This is a genomic window from Streptomyces sp. TAA486 (assembly GCF_000426165.1).
The window spans coordinates 1-17,255 of the sequence record NZ_AUEV01000002.1; the positions used below are offsets into that span (position 1 = coordinate 1).

Below are 17,255 nucleotides of genomic sequence, written 5' to 3' on the forward strand. Positions count from 1 at the left end.
ACTCCCCTCGCCCACAAGCAGCCACCACCGGCACAGAAACAGCTGCGGCACCCGCCGCGGAGGAACCCTGGGCCCCCCAGGACACAACAACAACACCCGCCGCACACCAGGATGCTCAGCCCGAGCCGGCTCCGGGACCGGCGATCCCCATACCCCTCCCCGACACCACACCACACCCCGGCACACCCCCCGAACCGGCGGTGACCGCACCCGCGTTCAGCGCAACAACCCACGCCGAGACCCAGACCCGGCCCGCACCGACAGCAGTGTCCAGCACCGCCCCACCCGCACCCGCACCCGAGACGCATCACCAGCCGACGCCCCTCCCGGCCCCCACCATCGGCGAAACCACCCCACACACCCCCCACACCAAGGCCCCCACCCGCCCACACCCCCAACCCCACACCCAACCCCGCACCCGCACCCGCACCCGCACCCGCACAGCAGACAGACCGACCAGAACACAGAAGTTCTGGGACTCCCTCAACACCGCCGGCCCACTCCAACTCCTCGCCATGATCTCCATCCCCCTCACCGTCCTGGTAAGCATCATCTGGATAAACCGCACCACCACCTAAAACCCCACCAGAAACCGGGGAACGCGAGCGAAGGCGTCGGCCGGCCCCTCGAGCCCGCGCCGCGTCACGCGCGTGGCGACCACGACCCAGAACACATAACCGAGAGCCGCCGGATCGATACGCCGTTCGAAAGAACGCAGGACGCCACAACGCTGGAGTTTTCCGAGCCTGGCCTGGACGGTGTTACGGGAGAGTCCGAGGCGCTGGGCCAGGCCACGGGTGCGCGGGGCTCGTCGCTGAACGCCAGCAGCAGCTTCGCGTCGAGACGTCGAGGGGTTCCTCGCCTGTCACTGTGCTTGACCTCGCTGTCCCGGCCGGACCCGCCTGCTGCGCAGATTGCTCTGTGGGTGGGTGGTAATGGTGCGGTCATCGTCGCTGAGCTGTCATGGTGAGGCAATCTGCTGACCGAGATGCTTCGGAGAGGCCTGTGCGACCGGTAGTTGTGCACGTCGACGTGCCCCAGGTACGGGAAGAGGTCTACGACGTCCTCGACCTCCTCGCGGCGCACGAGGAGTTCACCGACCACATGCTGCGCGATTGGGACTGCTCCGGCCCCGCGCGCGGTGTCGGCGCCACGGCCCGCGTGACGGCCGTCGTCGTCGGCCGCAGCGAGAGCATCGACATCGAAGTCGTCGCGGCGCAGCGCCCGTTGCGGATCGTGGAGCGCAACACCGGCGCCGTCGGACGCCGTGTCGCCCATGGCACGTACCTCCTCAAAGAGCTTCCGGGCGGCGGCACGCGCATCTTCTTCAAATACGCCTGGCAGAGTGCACCCCTGAGTGAACGGCTGGCCGCGCCCCTGATCAGGTGGCTGCTGCGGCGCGGCAACCAGCACGCCCTGCGGCGGCTGGCCGCCCTGCTCGACCACAGCACTTAGCCGGCAGGACCTACAAAGCGGCGGAGAGGAAGGAGCGGGGAAGCATGCGGGTCACGGTGGTGGGCAGCGGTGACGCCTTCGGATCCGGCGGTCGCTTCCAGACCTGCATCGCCCTCGGACCCGACGATGCCCGGGCCGCTTCCCACACGCTCATCGACTGCGGCGCCACCAGCGCCACCGCCCTCAAGCAGCAGGGATTCGATACGAACTCCATCGAGACCCTGCTGGTCACCCACCTCCACGCAGACCACTTCGGCGGGATCGTGTCCCTGATCCTCGACGGACAGTTCCGCCACCGCACCCGGGATCTGACCGTGGCCGGACCGCCAGGGACGCAGCGCCGCCTGAATGAGGCGACGGAGGCCGGCTTCCCCGGCTCCACGAAAGTGACGCGCCGCTTCGCGGTGCGCGTCCTCGAACACCAGGAACGCACCCCCTGGGCGACGGGCCGGTTCACCGCGGTCCCCTACGAGGTGCGCCACGCAGCCGGAGCACCCTCGTATGCGATCCGCGTCGCAGACACCGACAGCCAGGCACGCATCGCCTGCTCCGGCGACACCGAATGGAGTTAATCCCCGCGGGGGTTACGGATCGATCCGCGCCGCGAGACCTCGGGGAGCTTGGAGCCGGTAGGCCTCCGTGACCAGTTCGCCGATCTCATCCCAGTCGACGGTGGACAGGTCCAGGCGTACGGCGACCCAGCCCTTGGCCCCGAGGTGGGCGGGAACGTAGTAGCGCTCCGGATCGGATTGAACCAAGGCCTCCTGCTCACCCGGGGCGGCCTTCAGGGATGCCGGGCGAGCGGATCGTGGCCCGCGGGGACGCGGACAACTACTGATCGGTGGGCGTCCCCGGCCCCTTCGGCTCATGCTCGGAGCTCAACTGCGATCGCGTGTGGACCGACGCACTCATCGACGACCTGTTCCTGTGTGAGGACTACTCCCCACCGCCGTGCGCTGGCACTTCGATCTCGCCACGCTCGAGGACACCGCGAGCGGCTGGAGACACGGCTGATCCTCACCCACCTCTCCCCCACCACGCTCGAGGCGGACCTGACTGGGTGGGACACCGCACACGACGGCCTGACCATCAACGTCTGACCGTTTGAGAGAGGGCCGGAGACGGACGAGCAAGCTGGTCTGAATAACCCGGCATCTGCTGGCTGTTGGTGAGCATCGTCGGTCGATGGAGCCGCCGCGCCAGGTGTGCCTCTCAGCTGAAGGGGGTCATGACGAACGAGGAGTCCTCTGTGCCGAGGGTGCTGGAGCCAGGACCGATGGCGTCCCACACCTCGACCTTGATGGTTCCGTCGGCAAGGTCGCCGAGGTCAGCGCACTGCGGTGAAAGCGACCAGGTTGCGCAGCTGGGTGCGTCGCACCTCGGAGAACGCATCGGCCAGCGTCCCCTCGATTCGCTCCAGTTGCTCGTCCGGCAGACGCAGGCTGCGTGCGATGCGGCCCGGTGAACTGCCGCCGTGCCAGGCGATGACCGCCTGGCCTCCCGGACGCAGCACGCGGTGCACCTCCCGCACCCCGGCCTCCAGGTCGGGCCACAGCGCCACGTTGTTGACGCTCACGACACGGTCAGCGCTACGGCCCTCCTCGCCCGTCTCCGCCGCCGTGCCCAGACCGAGGGAGACCCGCCCGGCGCGTACGGCCGCGCGGTTGGTGCGGGCCGCGGCCCGGCGCATATCCGGTGACGGATCGACCCCGCGGATGGTGGCGGCGCCGGTCCGGGCGGCCAGCAGACGCACCAGGGCGCCCGGCCCGTACCCGATCTCCAGCACGGCGTCTCCGGGCCGGACGTCGAGGAGGTCCAGCACATCGTCCTGCTTGTTGGTCCACAGCATGAACCTCCCGGCCAGGCGCCCGGCGACGCCGGCGGGACGGGCGAAGGGCGAGGTGACGGGCCTGCCGGCAGCCCACGAGTGTGCGTCGGTGTCCATGACGCCACCCTGGCGCTTCAAGTCGGCTTGAAGTCAAATGACGCCCATGGAGCTCGTGGGAATCGGCGAAGCAGCGCGCAGGGTCGGCGTGGCCACCTCGGCGCTGCGCTACTACGAGGAGCGGGGCGTCGTCACACCGGCCGCCCGGCACGGGGGCCGGCGCATGTACGGGCCGCAGGAGCTGCACATGCTCGCATTCGTGCAGTTCATGCGGCGTCTGGGACTGAGTCTGGAGGACACCCGTGCCGTCCTGTACGACGCCGGCGACCAGTGGCGCCAGACCGTGGACGGAACCCTCGCCGCGCTGGAGGAACTGATCGCCCGGGCCGAGGGCGCGCGGCACTTCCTGCAGCACGCCCTGGAGTGCCCGGCCGAACACCCCGTCACCGGCTGCCCGTTCATGGTCGAGACCCTCGAGCGCACTCTCGCGGGTGTCTCCTTCGAGGAACTCGCCGCCGAGCACGGTCATGAAGTGCCCTCACCTGGAAAGGGACTCTTCTGGCCGCAGCCGGTGCGGCTCCCTTACACCAGTACAGAAGGAGAGCACGGCGGGCATGCGTGAGATACGAGTGGACCTCGTCGTCGCCGGCGGCAGCCTGGGAGGAGTGGCAGCGGCGCTGGCCGCGTGCCGCCGCGGACACCGGGTGCTGCTGATCGAGGAGACCGACTGGCTCGGAGGTCAGCTCACCTCGCAGGCCGTGCCTCCGGACGAGCACCCCTGGATCGAGCAGTTCGGCTGCACGGCCTCCTACCGGCAGCTGCGCGATGACATCCGCTCCTACTACCGCACCTGGTATCCGCTCACCGAGCGGGCCAGAGCCTGGCGCTCCCTCAACCCGGGCGCCGCGCGGGTGTCCGGCCTCTGCCACGAGCCGCGCGCCGCACTCGCCGTGATCGAGGCCCGTCTCGCCCCGTACGTGGCGGCGCAGCGTCTGAAGGTGCTGCTGCGTCACCGCGTGACCGCCGCCGTCCGCGACGGCGACTGGGTGGAGGCCCTGCAGGTCGCCGGGCCCGACGGCGAGGCCCTCTCGGTGTGCGCGCCGTTCTTCCTGGACGCCACGGAGCACGGTGATGTGCTTCCGGCAGCCGGTGCCGAGTACGTCATCGGAGCCGAGGGCGCCGGCGAACACGGCGAACCGCATGCCCCGGCCGAGGCGCAGTCGGACAACATCCAAAGCTTCACAGTGACCTTCGCCCTCTCCCACCACGACGGGGAGGACCACACCATCGGCCGCCCCGCCTCCTACGAACACTGGCGCGCCTACAAGCCGGAATTCTGGCCGGGACCGCTGCTCGGCTTCCGCGCACCCATACCGAGCACACAGGAGCCCTACGAGCGGTGGCTGGACCCGAACCCGCCGGGCGACCCGATCGACGAACTCGCCGACCCCGCACGCGACAACGGCGACCGGGAGCTATGGATGTTCCGCCGCATCCTCGCCGCCGGTCTGCACACCCCCGGCTCCTTCGGCTCCGACATCACGCTGGTGAACTGGCCGATGAACGACTACTGGCTGGGCCCTATCGTGGAGACGAGCGAGCAGGAAGCCGCCCATCACCTGGACCAGGCACGCCAGTTGAGCCTTTCGCTGTTGCACTGGCTGCAGACCGAGGCACCACGCAGGGACGGCGGCACCGGCTTCCCCGGCCTGCGGCTGCGACCGGAGGTGACAGGCACGGCGGACGGTCTGGCCAAGGCCCCCTACATCCGCGAGTCACGCCGCATACGGGCACTGCGCACCGTCACCGAGAACCACGTAGCCGCGGACGTGGTGGGCCCCGGCGGTGGCCCGCACTACGAGGACTCGGTCGGCATCGGCTCCTACCGCATCGACCTCCACCCCTCCACAGGCGGCGACAACTACATCGACATCGACAGCGTCCCCTTCGAGATCCCCCTCGGCGCCCTGCTACCCGTGCGGATGCGCAACCTGCTGCCCGCATGCAAGAACGCGGGCACCACACACATCTCCAACGGCTGCCTGCGACTCCACCCCGTCGAATGGAACATCGGCGAAGCCTCCTCCCTGCTCGCCGCGTTCTGCCTCGAACGCGGCACCGAGCCCCACCAAGTCCACGAACAGGCAACACTGCGCGAAGACTTCTGCCGGCTCCTCGAACGCGAGGGCATCGAACGAACCTGGCCCAGCCTGCCCCGCCGATGACGCGAACCAGATGCAAAGATGCCCAAATACGACGCACCCCACCTGCGCACGAACCGGCCGGAACCCGCCCCGCCTCAACGGCACAGACCGCACCTGACCCCCAGACCGCTGACGCGGCACAGAACGATCTTCTGCATGGAAGGTGAACGATGCGGACAGTCAGCACCGGGTGGGTACTGGGAGCGAGCAAGCGGCGGCGGCCACGGTCGTGGCCGGGCGACCTCGCGGGATTCGGCTGGCCGCTGCCGCAACGCGGGGTGGAGGCGCTCACGGACTCGGTCGACGAGTGAATCGGCAGCGCGAATCCCGACGGTGCGAACATCGCCCTGTTCGCGTGGGGCGGAGCCATCTCGGACACCTGGCCTCGCGAGACGGCATTCATCCACCGTTCCGCACGATTCCTGCTGGCATCCCAGACCACGTGGGCCGAGCAGGACGAGGCTCCCCGGTTCCGCGTCAGCAAGCACTGGCGGAACTGACGCGCGAGCTGAAGCCGTACGGCAACGGCGGCGCGTACCACAACTGCATCGACCCGGATCTGCGGTCCTGGCAGCGGGCCTACTATCCTCGTCTGCCCCGGGTGAAGCGGACGTACGACCCCGGCGACTTCTTCTCCTTCGCCCAGAGCATCCAGGGGTGACCCGGCGCCGGACCCCCGGTGCGGAATGCTGTGAGAGTGGATGGTGTCCTCGTAGCCGGGTACGTGCCCACGTGATCGTGATCCCCTGCGCACGGATCCGCCCAAGACAAATCACTTCAGAGAGGAGTCGACATGTCGTCGAAGCGCCGTCGTAAGAAGAAGGCACGTCGCAAGAACGCTGCCAACCACGGCCGCAAGCCCCAGACTTGAGGGTCTGTCCCACGCTGGCCGGGCCGGATCCCGGCCGCACGGGACGCTGAACGGCCGCCCACCGCACGGAAACGAGCGGTGGGCGGCCGCCTGTGTGTGCGGGCAATGTGCGCCGCTGGCGCAACAGTCACGGCCTCCCGTCTTTACAACGTTGTAGCGACGCAGTACACATGCTCTGCCGCCGACAGCGTCCGGGAGGACACGTGAGAGCACGGAGAACCGGGTCCCGCATCCGCCAGGCCGCGGCAGGGACAGCCCTGCTCGTCATCGCCGCCGGTCTGCCGCAGGCGTTCGGCCCCACCGCCTCCGCCGACCCGCAGCCGTCCCCGGCGGAGGCCGCGGCCGAAGGCGCCTCCCGGCACACTTACGTCAATCCGGTCTCGCGCGGCTTCGCCGACACCTTCGCCGATCCCGCTGTCATCCGCGGCAAGGACGGCTACTGGTACGCCTTCGGAACCACGGATCCGCTGCGCAGCGGCGAGGGCGAGTCGCACTCTCTGCCCGTTGCGCGATCGACCGATCTGGTGCACTGGTCGTACGTCAATGACGCGCTCGGTGAGCACAACGAACCGGTGTGGGCGGCCAAGGACGCGGCCTACTGGGCGCCGGACATCAGCTACCACGACGGCCGCTACTGGCTCTACTTCGTCGCCACGCAGACGAAGGTCACCGGCGAGCAGGACGACAGCGCCATCGGCGTGGCCACCGCCCCGAGCCCGGCAGGCCCTTGGAAGAGCCATGACGAACCGGTGGTCGCGCCGCGGCACGGCAGCGGCGGACAGGACGACTTCCTCTGGACGTTCGACCCGGCGCACGTCGTCACCCCGGACGGGCGGCGCTATCTGTACTACGGCTCGTACTACGGCGGGATCCACGTGACGGAGCTGTCCGACGACGGCACCCGTACCAAGGGCCGCCCCACGAAGGTCGCGACGGACAACCGGTTCGAGGGCGCCTACGTCGTCCGGCGGGGCGGCTGGTGGTATCTGTTCGCGTCGTCCGGCGACTGCTGCGCCGGGCCGACGACCGGCTACTCGGTCTTTGTCGGCCGATCCCGCTCGGTGCGGGGTCCCTTCACCGACCGGGAAGGCACGCCGCTCACGGCCTCCCGCACGGGCGGGACGATCGCGCTCACGCCCAACGGCAACCGGTGGGTGGGCACCGGGCACAACGCCGTGGTGAGGGACTTCGCCGGGCAGGACTGGATGGTCTACCACGCCATCGACCGCGCCCAGCCGTACCTGGACGAATCCTTCGGCATCAACCGCCGCCCGATGCTCATCGACCGCCTCGACTGGAGCGGCGGGTGGCCCGCCGTGCGTGGAGGCGAGGGAGCCTCTCAGGGCCGGCAGCTCGCGCCCGTCGCCTCTCCAAGGGCAGCCGGGGGCAAGGGTGTTCAGCGTTCCGACGGCGTACAGGGCGCCGGCTCAGTGGTCCCGCGGCCGGGCCGCCTGGATCCCTCCCGCAGCGACGAGTTCGACGGCGGGCAACCCGGCCCCGGATGGCAGTGGGTGCGCGAGCCCGCTGGCCGCGTGGCCGGCGGCCACTACGTTTGGCCCACGCAGGACGCCGAGCTGCACAAGGACGAGAACACGGCGTCGCTGATGCTGCGGGAGGTGCCACGCAGCGACTTCACGGTGGAGACGAAGCTGACCATCGACCTGGGCGAGCAGACCGTACGGAACTATCAGCAGGCCGGGCTGGTCGCCTATGCCGGCGACGACAGGTATCTGCGCCTGGCGCACGCCGCCATCTGGAACACCCGGCAGACCGAGTACGGCAAGGAGGAGCCCTACGCGGACGACATCGCCTACGGCTCCACGTCCGTCGGCCCGCCGGCGCGCACCACCTGGCTGCGTCTGAAGCACACGACCGCTGCGGCGGGCGGCGAGCACCGCGTCCAGGCCTTCACCAGCCGCGACGGGCAGAAGTGGATCGCGGGCGGCACATGGACGGTTCCCGCCGGGGAGCGGCTGCGCTTCGGGCTGGCCTCGATGGGCGGGAAGGGAGCGACGGCTCAGTTCGACTACTTCCGCCTCTACAAGCGCTGAGCACCACGGCCGCCCCGCCGGTAGGCGGACAGAGCCAGGGCCAGGCCCTCCCGGCGGGACGGCCTGGCGCGGCCGGCGCCGTACAGCGGGTCCGTACGTGCATGACACGGCGGCTGCCCGGCTACCCCGGAGGGCAAGGACCGCGAGCCCGAAGGGAAGACGCTGATGATCTCGGAGACGGTCTCGGTGGCGGTGCCCGGCAGTGTGGAACTCCCGGGCGACATGGAGGTACCCCCATCCCCGCGCGGCGTGGTGCTGTTCGTGCACGGAAGCGGCAGCTCCCGGCACAGCCCGCGCAACCGCGCGGTCGCCGAGGACCTGCGGCGGCAGGGGTGGGCGACCTTGCTGACGGATCTGCTCAGCGAAGAGGAGGAGCGCACCGACGCGGTGACAGGGCAGTACCGCTTCGACATCGCTCTGCTCGCCGAGCGGACGGTGGCGACGGTCGACTGGCTCGGCAAGTACCCGGTGACCGAGGCGCTCCCCGTGCACCTCTTCGGTGCGAGCACGGGCGCTGCGGCGGCGCTGGCCGCCGCTGCGGCACGGTCCGGGCCCGTCGTCTCCGTCGTCTCGCGCGGCGGGCGGCCCGACCTGGCGGGTGACGCTCTGGGACGGGTCGATGTGCCCGTGCTGATGCTGGTCGGAGGGCGCGACGAGCAGGTGTTGCAGCTGAACCAGGATGCGGCACAGCAACTCCACCCCGAGCACCGGATCCAGGTCGTGCCGGGTGCGACGCACCTCTTCGAAGAGCCGGGTGCGCTGGAGCAGGTCGCGGCCGCAGCCCATGACTGGTTCCTTTACGCAGCCGAAGCACGGCCGGGCGGCAACGGCCTGCGATAACCCGCGCGGGCCCGGACATCAGGACGCGGCGGCCTCGGCTCCCGCGTCGTGCGTCTCCGTTCCGCGCCGGGCACGCAGCGCACGCACCTTGTGCCGGTTGCCGCACCGCTCCATGGCGCACCACCGGCGCCGCCCAGGGCGGGAGGTGTCGACGAAGACGAGCGAGCAGTCGGGGGCGGCGCACTCGCGGACCCGCGCGGCGAGGGGCCCCGTGAAGAGCTCGACGGCGTCGCGGGCGACGGAGGAGAGCACCTGGAAGGCGTCGCCGGGAAGGTGGCTGCTGTGCTTCCCGTCCGCGGCGATCTGCGGGACGAGAGGCGGCAGCTGAGCCGCCTGGTTCACCTCATCGACGTCCCGGGGATGCGGGGGGCGGCCGTGCGCCACGGCACGAGCGAGGCGGGACAACGCATCGCGCAGCCATCGGGCGGCTCGGAACTCGTTGCGGCTGATGTGCACGTCACCGGGGGCAAGTCGGAGCCGGGATGCGGCGCACCATTCGGCCAGGTCGTCCGGCGTGCGCAGCGTCTCGTCGTGGGAGGAGGCGCCGGGACCGCCGGTGGTGAGGAACTCCAGACACAGCGCCCCGGCGTCGAAAACGAAACGTGTGCCCTCCGGCGAGCGGAGGACGAGCCCGTTGGCCGCCTCTGTCATGTAACCACTATAAGTGGTTTCACGGGTCGGGATCCATTCCCGCCGCGAAGCGTCTGCGCCTGATCTGGCTGATCGGATGGCTCTTGGGTGGCTTTCAGACGCGTTCGCACGGCGCCCCGGTACGATGCCGTGGTCACGCTCCGAAGTCGAGGAGAGCTGAGGGAAGTTGCCGCGCCGGGCCACCATCTACGACGTCGCCTCCGAGGCGGGGGTGAGCATCTCGACGGTGTCGCTGGCGCTCAACACGCCCGCCCGGGTCAGTGACCGTACGCGGCAGCGGGTCCTCCAGGCCGCGGACAGCCTCGGCTACACACCCAAGCCGGACGCGGTGGCCAAGGCCCGCAAGGGAGTAGGCCGGATCGGGGTGATCGCCCCGTACACCTCGTATCCCTCGGTGGCACGGCGCCTGCGGGGGGTGCTTCAGGCAGTGGGTAACCGGCCCCTGGAAGTCGTCGTCTTCGACCACCCCTCGGCGGCCCGCTCCCCCTCCCCCCTGCTCGCCGGGCTGCCCCTGACGGGACGGCTGGACGGGCTCATCGTCGTGAGCCTCCCCATGGAGGACAGCGCGGCCGAACGACTCACCGGCCTGGGGCTGCCGGTCGTGCTGATGGATGTGAGCCGTCCCGGCTTCGACTCCGTCCACACGGACGACGCCGAGGGCGGCCGTCTCATGGCGGAGCACCTGCTCGAGCGCGGGTATGGCAGCTTCGGGTTTCTCGGCGAGTCCCAGCAGTCCGACGCATACGTCTCTCCCGGACAGCGTCGGCTGGCGGGGTTCCGGGCGGCTCTGCACGATGCTGGGCACCAACTCCCGTCAGGGAGCGTCCGCTTCACGGAGCACGGACTTGAGCAGGCGGCGGCCGCGGCGGAGGAATTGCTGTCCGGGCCGCACCGGCCCGCCGCCCTGTTCGCCGGCGACGACACCCTCGCCGCCGGTGCGCTACGTGCAGCACGCAGGCTCGGTCTCAACGTGCCGGGAGACCTGGCGGTGGGTGGCTTCGACGACACCGAGTTGGCGCAGGCGCTGGACCTGACGACGGTCCGGCAGCCGCTGGAGGACTCCGGCCGCGCCGCGGCGGAGCTGCTCATGCAGCGCATGGGCGGAGCGCCCTCGGCTGTACGGGAAGTCACGCTGCGGCTGGAACTCGTCCGGCGGGGCTCCATCTGAAGACCCCGGGGCGGATCACCACAGATGCGCGCCGCCTCGACATCGAAGTGCTTCGACAAATGCTGTTGACAGGCGATGCGCGGCGGGTGAGGCTGCCCCCGTACGCGCAAGGCGAGGCGAAGGAGAGACCGCATCCATGGGCAGCGCCTACGTGGTGACAGGAGGAGGGCGCGGCATCGGCCGGGCAGTGGTGGAGCGCCTGCTCGCCGACGGCCACAGCGTCGTGGCGGTCGAACTGGATGCGGACTCCATGCGGTGGACCGAGGAGCATCCGGCCCGCTCGCGCGTCACGTTCGTGGAGGGAAGCGCCTCCGACGAAGCCGTGACGGAACATGCCGCGGACCTCGCGGAGTCGGCGGGCACCCTTCGCGGCTGGGTCAACAATGCGGCGCTCTTCCGCGACGCCTCGCTCGGCACCTCTCCGACGCGGACGGTCCTGGAACTGATATCGGCCGTCATGGACCCCGCGGTCACCGGGTGCGCCACCGCCGTACGACGGTTCCTCGCGGAAGACACGCGGGGGTCCGTCGTCAACATCACCTCGCACCAGGCGCGCCGTCCCGTTCCCGGCTGCACCCCGTACGCGACGGCGAAGGCCGCCATCGAGGGACTCACCCGCGCGCTGGCCGTCGAGTACGGGCCGCACGGGATCCGCGTCAACGCCGTCGCGCCGGGATCGATCGGCACGGAACGCTACGCATCGCTTCTCGCCGCGCAGCAACCGGACGTCGCGGCGCGCGTCGAGGCGGAGATGCGCGATCTGCATCCGCTGGGACGGACCGGTCTCCCGGAGGAGGTCGCCTCGGCCGTCGCGCATCTGCTCTCGCCCGAGGCCGCCTACATCACGGGCGTCACGCTTCCTGTCGACGGCGGACGCACGGTCCTGGGACGGGACCCGGACCTCCTCCAGAGCGCTGGGGCGTGACCGGGCGGGGTGGCTCGGCGCCGGATCACCTCGTGAAGCGCAGCACGTAGCGACGCTGCCATGGCGTCTCCACGGCGCGAGGGTCGTAGTGACGGCGCACGAAGGCGACCGCCTCCCCGGCCGGAACGCCGTCGAGCACGGCCAGACAGGCCAGCGCCGTGCCCGTGCGTCCCCGCCCTCCGCCGCACGCCACCTCGACGCGCTCGGCCTCCGCCCGCGACCATGCCTCGCTCAGCAGGGCCAGGGCCTGCATACGGCACGTCGGCAGCCGGAAGTCCGGCCAGCGCAACCACCGGGAATCCCAGGCCACTTGGGGCGGCTGCTTGCCGAGCAGGAAGACCGAGAAGGCGGGCTCGGGACCGGGCGGAAGCGGACGGCGAAGACCGCGTCCGCGCACGAGACGTCCCGACGGAAGACGCAGCACACCGGCACCGGCCGGCTCCCATGTCTCGCTCACCGGACAAGGCTAGCCCCGTGCTCTGCGGCTTGCGCCTCGCGTGCGATGCCGGCGGACTCGCACCGCTTCCCCGCTAGCGGGACGCCGTCGGCACGGCCAGTCACGCGGGGACCGATTCGGTGCGCAGTTCGTGACTTCCGTCCGCGAGCGGCGCCTCGTAGAAGATGCGGTAGCCGCCCTGCGGCTCGGCCAGGACCTCGAGGTAGCGCACGGAGCGGACGGGACCGTCCCCGGCCGCATTCAGGAGAGGGCTGCCGCCGGACTCCGCCGGCGCGGCCAGGCCGGTGCGTTCGGACCAGTTCTCCTGCGCGGAGGCCCGTCCGTCGTACGTGGCCCGTCCGTCCGGCAGCACGCTGGTCAGGCGTGCGCCCCGCGCGTCCCATGTGCCGGGTGTTCCGGTGAGCACCGTGCCATGCCACTGCCATTGCAGCCCGTCACGGCTGGTGGCGTACCCGGTGAACATCCGGTCCTCCTCGCCGGGTTCGTCCAGGGGGTGGCAGCACAGCCATGCCTGCCACCCGTCTCCCGTTCTCCGGATGACGGGGTCCTTCACGGCTGTCCGCCGGTCTCCCTCGAAGACGGGGCGTACGGGTGCGTCCGCGAGGCCTTCAGGGCTGGCCGCCTCGGTCACGCCGATCCACCAGTGCTTGCTACCCGGCGTCGCGCAGCTCACGTACAGCCGCCAGGTGCCGGTTTCGGTGCGCACGAGTGCGGGGCGCTCGACCATCGCGGCGCCCAGCCGCTCGCGGGTGAGCACGGCGAGCGTGGTGAACGTGGTGCCGTCCACGGAACGCGCGATGACGTTGTGGTCCTCTTCGGCCCGTATGCGGTAGGCGAGCAGGAGCGAGCCATCGGTGTCCCACTGCGCGCTGGGCGCCCCGGCCCAGCTCTGCGGGCCGCTTCCGGGTGCGGGGACGGCCACGGTGGCGGGGCCATCTTGAAGGCCGGGAAGCGGGAAGGCGCCGGCAGCGGAGTCCGTTATGTGCCTGTTCGCAGGTGCTTTCATACCGGGATCCTGCTGCCGCCCGGAAGGAAGAGACAGTGGCAGGACTGCCATGGCTCGGGCATTTCCTGCCATGATGAGCGGGTGCTTCGGAATGTCGTCGCCCTCGTCGGTGAGCAGGCCGCCGCCTTCGAGCTGGGGGTGGTCGCTCAGGTCTTCGGGCTGGACCGCTCGGACGACGGTCTCCCCGTGCACGAGTTCGCGCTGTGCGGCACACGGCCAGGCCCCGTCCCGACGACGTCGGGCTTCACCCTCCAGATCGCGCACGGCCCGGAGCGGATCGCGCAGGCGGACCTCGTCACCGTTCCGGCATGGCCGCAGCTGGAGAGGGACCCGCCGGAGCCACTGCTCGACGCGCTGCGCGAAGCTGTCGCCCGCGGGGCCCGCGTCCTGTCGGTGTGCTCCGGTGCCTTCCTGCTGGCTTCGGCGGGAATCCTCGACGGCCGGAGGGCCGCCACGCACTGGCAGTTCGCCGGCCGTCTCGCTCGCCTCCATCCCCGCATCCAGGTGGACAGCGCCGTGCTCTACGTGGAGGACGGCCCGGTGCTTACCAGCGCCGGAGCGGCGGCCGGGATAGACGCCTGTCTGCACCTGGTGCGCCGGGAGCACGGTGCTGCTACCGCCAACGCACTGGCGCGGCGGATGGTCGTGCCGGCCCATCGCGCGGGCGGGCAGGCTCAGTTCGTCGAGATGCCCCTGCCCGAAGCACGCGCCGGGTACGGCATGACGGAGCTGGTCGACTGGATCCAGGCGCATCTGGACCGACCGCTGACCGTGGAGGACCTGGCCGCACGCGTCGCCATGTCGCCGCGCACATTTGCCCGGAGGTTCAAGGAAGCGACCGGCACCACCCCGCACCGGTGGATCCTCGACCAGCGTCTCCAGCTCGCCGAGGAGCTGCTGGAGAACACTTCGCTGCCGGTTGAGGCCGTGGCGGCCCGTTCCGGTTTCGGCAGCGCGGACACCTTGCGTCATCACTTCGCAGCCCGCCGCGGCGTCGCCCCAGCCGCTCACCGCCGGACGTTCCACGCCGGGACGCCGTTGGCAGGCGGCGAGCGCAAACAGGCCCGAAGAAAGGACCGGAGTATGGAGATCTGGATCAACCCCGCCTGTTCCAAGTGCCGTTCGGCGCTGTCGCTGCTGGACGAGGAGGGCGCCGAGTACACCGTCCGCCGCTACCTGGAGGAGCCGCCGAGTGCGCGGGAGCTGGAAGACGTGCTGCTGCGTCTGGGTCTGGAGCCCTGGGACATCACCCGCACCGGCGAGCCCGTCGCGGGCGAACTGGGCGTGGAGTCCTGGCCGCGCGATGCGGACAACCGCGCCCGGTGGGTCGACGCGTTGGCGGCCCACCCCTCACTGATCCAGCGGCCGATCATCACCGCTGACGACGGGAGTGCCGTCGTGGGCCGCTCGCCGGAGTCGGTCAAGTCCGTACTGGGGTGAGGCCTGCGCTCAACTGGCTGTTCCGCCACGTCCGTTGCCCCGCAGCAGCCCCGGCAGTGCGGTGAGAGTGTCCCTGCGACCCCATGCGATGAGGGCCAGCGGCACGATCATCAGCAGCGGCGTGGCGGCGTACTCACCGTCGAAGACGGCCAGTTGGGTGATGAACGCGCCGATCATCAAGCCGATGAGTGAGAGCGCCGAGAGTCCTGAGAGCCACGGTGTGGCCAGGGCGATCCCGCCGGCCAGTTCCAGGACGCCGACCAGGTACATGAACCACATGCCGAAGCCGATCTCCTCGAAGCCCTCGACCGCGGAGGAATGGGCGATCAGCTTGGGAACGGCACTGGCGATGACGAAGAACAGGCCGAGGATCACCTGCAGCGCGAGCAGGGAGATGTGCTTGACGCGGTCGTGACGGACCGCGCGCGCCGGGACTGGCGCCGGGCCCGAGGCGGATGCCGGGGATCCGGAGGGTGCTCCGGGTGACTGGTTCATGACGGTCTCCTCTCAGGGCGCGTACGGGACGTACACACCTGGAGCAGACCCGGCTGCCGCACGTTTCTCATCGCGGCGGCGGCAGCCTGTTCACGCGAGCTTGTTCGCGGCGCGACGCGGGCCGGGGATCGATACTCCCCCGGGGCGCGGCCTGGCGCGGCCGGTGTCCGTTCTCGCCGGAGCGGGGACGGACACCGGCCGCGCTGCGCCGTCGGCTCAGCGCCGGTCCACTCCTCCCGTCAGCCACGTGCCCAGCTTCTTCACCGTCGACCACCGACCGACGACGACGAGAGCGAGGGCGAAGAGGAGCATGGCCGGAGTCTCGACGAACTTGCCGTCGTCAAGCGTCAGATGCTTCAGGCACGCACCCGCCATCACGCACATCAGGCCGAGCGCGGCGAGGCCCGAGAACCACGGTGTGATGAGACCGATGGCACCGAGCAGTTCCAGCGCACCGGTCAGGTACATGAGCCAGAGGCCGAAGCCGATCTCCTCGAACGTGCCCTTTGCGCCCGAGTCGGCGGTCAGCGCGGGAATCGCGCCGATGGTGATCATGAAGTAGGCCACGGACAGCTGAACAGCCCACAGGACGACTTCGAGGGCAATGCGGGCCGGACCCTTGGGACGTGAGGTACGGGCGGCCGGTGAACCTGCGTGGGAGGTCGGCGGAATGCCGCTCGCGTTCGCCATGATGGACTCCTTCTGCGGACGGTGCACAAGCGGTTGACCGGGGCAGCCCGGCAGCTGACCTTCTACCACCGGCACACCCGCGGCGGAACTCCCTCGCCACAGCGGAAGCGAGGGCGGCACCCGTGCGCGCAGCGCCGGGGCTTGCCATTTGCGTATCACGTGCTCGGTAAGCAGCGCAGACAGTTGTCCATCATGGTCAACATCCCGGCCCGCGAGGCGTCCCCTCGCGGCCGGGCCCATCGGATCGTGCGTACTCCCGGTGACCATGCGGAGCGGTCACCGGGACTCTTCGCCACGGACTCTTCGCCGTGTCTCACCGGCGAGGCGACCGGTGGGTTCAGTGTGCGGGGCTCGGCTGCCCGCCCTGCGTCGCCAGTACCCAGTCCGCCTCGGTGCCCGCACTCCACAACTCACCCGGCCCGGGCTGCGTCACGAGTCCGAACAGGAGCAACTCCCAGTGGGCGGAGAGGCGTTGGTGGACGTCGACGACTAAGTCGTCCGTCCCGCTCGTCTGCACCGAGTGCGCACCCGAGGCGAGGCAGAAGGCGAGTTCGGCGACGGCCTCCGTGGTGGCCTCGCAGCGCAGCGTGCCGTCCTTCTCCGCTTCGCGTGCGACGTCGGTGAAGACCTGCTGCCAGCAGGCCAGCGGGTTTATCTCCGGGTCGGGAGGGGTGTCGAGTTCGCGCGCGAGCTTCACCGCGGCTCGCGCCAGGTGGTCGTGCTCGAGCTGATGCGCAACGAGGTGCGTCAGGTCGATGAGGGTCTGCAGTGCCGGCTGCTCCTTCGCCCGCAGCAGCTCGGCGGCCTGGTTCGACCTCCTGCACGCCTCACGCCGTACGGTGTCGGCCAGTTCCTCCTTGCTCCCGAAGTGGAAGGAGAGAGCGCCCTTGCTCATCGCTGCGCCGCGGCTGACCTCGAACAGTGTCGTACGCTGATAGCCCAGCCGGTCGAACGATTTCGCGGCGGCCATCGTCAGTGCCTGACGGGTGAGTTCTGCTCGCTCTTGCCTCATCGGCTGTGTCCCTTCGTGCGTTCCGGTCCGCGGGGAGACGGGCCGTCAGGAGCGGCGGCTGTGGGGGGAGATGAGAGCTGCCGTCCCCACAAACATACAAAGTGT

The 17,255-nt window shown here is 70.3% G+C and carries 20 protein-coding genes and 2 pseudogenes; 13 read left to right on the forward strand and 9 right to left on the reverse strand.

From position 1 onward, the window contains the following. Nucleotides 1–574: 574 nt before the first annotated feature. Complete coding sequence (locus I004_RS40105) at nt 575–790, reverse strand: Lrp/AsnC family transcriptional regulator (protein ID WP_106965258.1); 216 nt, start codon at nt 788–790, stop codon at nt 575–577. Nucleotides 791–1,005: 215 nt separating this feature from the next. Between I004_RS40105 and I004_RS0103940 the strand changes: the two genes are divergently transcribed. Both I004_RS0103940 and I004_RS32025 read left to right on the forward strand, forming a co-directional pair. Beyond that, nucleotides 1,006–1,455, forward strand: a complete 450-nt coding sequence (locus I004_RS0103940) for a hypothetical protein (RefSeq protein WP_028434417.1) — start codon at nt 1,006–1,008, stop codon at nt 1,453–1,455. Between the two features lie 44 nt (nt 1,456–1,499). Continuing rightward, nucleotides 1,500–2,027, forward strand: coding sequence for an MBL fold metallo-hydrolase (locus I004_RS32025; RefSeq protein WP_051344685.1), 528 nt, complete (start codon nt 1,500–1,502; stop codon nt 2,025–2,027). 12 nt (nt 2,028–2,039) lie between these two features. Here the strand turns inward: I004_RS32025 and I004_RS37965 are convergent, their stop codons facing one another. Both I004_RS37965 and I004_RS32035 read right to left on the reverse strand, forming a co-directional pair. Next, complete coding sequence (locus tag I004_RS37965) at nt 2,040–2,324, reverse strand: MmcQ/YjbR family DNA-binding protein (protein WP_078510800.1); 285 nt, start codon at nt 2,322–2,324, stop codon at nt 2,040–2,042. Nucleotides 2,325–2,782: 458 nt separating this feature from the next. Continuing rightward, on the reverse strand, nt 2,783–3,400 hold the full coding sequence (locus I004_RS32035) for a methyltransferase domain-containing protein (protein ID WP_037974988.1): 618 nt from the start codon (nt 3,398–3,400) through the stop codon (nt 2,783–2,785). Between the two features lie 46 nt (nt 3,401–3,446). On the opposite strand from I004_RS32035, the gene I004_RS32040 reads away from it, so the two are divergent. From I004_RS32040 to I004_RS0103985, 7 genes are all read left to right on the forward strand, one after another. Further along, nucleotides 3,447–3,962, forward strand: a complete 516-nt coding sequence (locus I004_RS32040) for a MerR family transcriptional regulator (RefSeq protein WP_078510801.1) — start codon at nt 3,447–3,449, stop codon at nt 3,960–3,962. Beyond that, on the forward strand, nt 3,955–5,565 hold the full coding sequence (locus tag I004_RS0103965; RefSeq protein WP_028434418.1) for an FAD-dependent oxidoreductase: 1,611 nt from the start codon (nt 3,955–3,957) through the stop codon (nt 5,563–5,565). The genes I004_RS32040 and I004_RS0103965 overlap by 8 nt, the downstream gene beginning before the upstream one ends. 149 nt (nt 5,566–5,714) lie before the next feature. Continuing rightward, complete coding sequence (locus tag I004_RS40110; protein WP_158676995.1) at nt 5,715–5,855, forward strand: hypothetical protein; 141 nt, start codon at nt 5,715–5,717, stop codon at nt 5,853–5,855. A gap of 131 nt (nt 5,856–5,986) precedes the next feature. Then, nucleotides 5,987–6,205, forward strand: a complete 219-nt coding sequence (locus I004_RS40115; protein WP_028434419.1) for a BBE domain-containing protein — start codon at nt 5,987–5,989, stop codon at nt 6,203–6,205. Nucleotides 6,206–6,337: 132 nt separating this feature from the next. Further along, entirely contained in the window at nt 6,338–6,415 is a 78-nt protein-coding gene (locus I004_RS40120; protein ID WP_484600488.1) for a 50S ribosomal protein bL37, read from the forward strand. A gap of 203 nt (nt 6,416–6,618) precedes the next feature. Then, nucleotides 6,619–8,466: a family 43 glycosylhydrolase gene (locus I004_RS32045; protein WP_051344686.1), complete on the forward strand. Its 1,848-nt coding sequence runs from the start codon at nt 6,619–6,621 to the stop codon at nt 8,464–8,466. A 165-nt stretch (nt 8,467–8,631) separates the two neighbouring features. After that, complete coding sequence (locus I004_RS0103985) at nt 8,632–9,306, forward strand: dienelactone hydrolase family protein (protein ID WP_028434420.1); 675 nt, start codon at nt 8,632–8,634, stop codon at nt 9,304–9,306. An 18-nt stretch (nt 9,307–9,324) separates the two neighbouring features. Here the strand turns inward: I004_RS0103985 and I004_RS32050 are convergent, their stop codons facing one another. Beyond that, nucleotides 9,325–9,957, reverse strand: a complete 633-nt coding sequence (locus I004_RS32050) for a CGNR zinc finger domain-containing protein (RefSeq protein ID WP_051344687.1) — start codon at nt 9,955–9,957, stop codon at nt 9,325–9,327. Between the two features lie 166 nt (nt 9,958–10,123). Here I004_RS32050 and I004_RS0103995 point away from each other — a divergent pair, with 166 nt between their 5' ends. Continuing rightward, nucleotides 10,124–11,125: a LacI family DNA-binding transcriptional regulator gene (locus tag I004_RS0103995; protein ID WP_028434421.1), complete on the forward strand. Its 1,002-nt coding sequence runs from the start codon at nt 10,124–10,126 to the stop codon at nt 11,123–11,125. A gap of 136 nt (nt 11,126–11,261) precedes the next feature. Continuing rightward, nucleotides 11,262–12,050: an SDR family oxidoreductase gene (locus I004_RS0104000; protein ID WP_028434422.1), complete on the forward strand. Its 789-nt coding sequence runs from the start codon at nt 11,262–11,264 to the stop codon at nt 12,048–12,050. 25 nt (nt 12,051–12,075) lie between these two features. Here I004_RS0104000 and I004_RS0104005 read toward each other — a convergent pair whose 3' ends face one another. Both I004_RS0104005 and I004_RS0104010 read right to left on the reverse strand, forming a co-directional pair. Next, on the reverse strand, nt 12,076–12,507 hold the full coding sequence (locus tag I004_RS0104005) for a phosphatase domain-containing protein (RefSeq protein ID WP_028434423.1): 432 nt from the start codon (nt 12,505–12,507) through the stop codon (nt 12,076–12,078). Nucleotides 12,508–12,607: 100 nt separating this feature from the next. After that, nucleotides 12,608–13,513 carry a hypothetical protein gene (locus I004_RS0104010; RefSeq protein WP_051344767.1) on the reverse strand — a complete coding sequence of 302 codons (906 nt, stop codon included), beginning with the start codon at nt 13,511–13,513 and terminating at the stop codon, nt 12,608–12,610. 81 nt (nt 13,514–13,594) lie between these two features. On the opposite strand from I004_RS0104010, the pseudogene I004_RS32055 reads away from it, so the two are divergent. Further along, nucleotides 13,595–14,560: pseudogene (locus tag I004_RS32055) on the forward strand (helix-turn-helix domain-containing protein); the annotation flags it as partial. A 60-nt stretch (nt 14,561–14,620) separates the two neighbouring features. Continuing rightward, nucleotides 14,621–14,953: pseudogene (locus I004_RS40125) on the forward strand (ArsC/Spx/MgsR family protein); the annotation flags it as partial. A gap of 9 nt (nt 14,954–14,962) precedes the next feature. On the opposite strand, the gene I004_RS0104020 reads toward I004_RS40125, so the two are convergent. From I004_RS0104020 to I004_RS37390, 3 genes are all read right to left on the reverse strand, one after another. Next, the gene (locus I004_RS0104020; protein WP_028434425.1) at nt 14,963–15,448 is read right to left on the reverse strand and encodes a DoxX family protein; all 486 of its coding nucleotides are present in this window, start codon (nt 15,446–15,448) and stop codon (nt 14,963–14,965) included. 216 nt (nt 15,449–15,664) lie between these two features. Further along, on the reverse strand, nt 15,665–16,138 hold the full coding sequence (locus I004_RS38900) for a DoxX family protein (RefSeq protein WP_051344688.1): 474 nt from the start codon (nt 16,136–16,138) through the stop codon (nt 15,665–15,667). 337 nt (nt 16,139–16,475) lie between these two features. Then, a complete protein-coding gene (locus I004_RS37390) occupies nt 16,476–17,150 on the reverse strand; it encodes a ScbR family autoregulator-binding transcription factor (protein WP_078510806.1) in 675 nt (224 codons plus the stop codon). Between the last annotated feature and the right edge of the window lie 105 nt (nt 17,151–17,255).